Source organism: Citrobacter sp. TBCS-14 (genome assembly GCF_005280805.1).
Classification (GTDB): Bacteria; Pseudomonadota; Gammaproteobacteria; order Enterobacterales; family Enterobacteriaceae; genus Citrobacter; species Citrobacter gillenii.
The window spans coordinates 1-352 of the sequence record NZ_SZWM01000877.1; the positions used below are offsets into that span (position 1 = coordinate 1).

At 52.8% G+C, this 352-nt stretch carries 1 protein-coding gene; it reads right to left on the minus strand.

What is annotated here, in order from left to right; translation table 11 throughout:
* Window positions 1–352, minus strand: a 352-nt coding sequence (locus tag FDX22_RS21850; RefSeq protein ID WP_370317694.1) for a DEAD/DEAH box helicase, incomplete at both ends; no start/stop codon positions are given.

Here is a 352-nt window from a genome sequence, read left to right on the forward strand (position 1 = left end):
ACCTGCACTTTTAGCGTGGCGTGAGTCTGACTGTCAGTAATAATGTCACAGGGCAGACGTTGATTTGGCCGCAGAGATAACGGCACCCGTTCCAGTTCCCCCAGCGTTGCGCTGAGTGCGACCCGGGGTACTGGATTGTCGATTCTTCCGAGCAGGTGATCGATTCGATTTAACAGAGAGAGAAGCTGCATACCCCGCTCAGAACCGATGAAAGCATGGAATTCATCAATGGCGATATAGGCCAGTGGCGCGAAAGCCTGCTTTAACCATCCCGCATTGCGGATCAGCATCGCTTCCAGCGACTCCGGGGTGATAAGCAAAATACCGGCAGGGTTTTTCTTCGCTTTCAGTT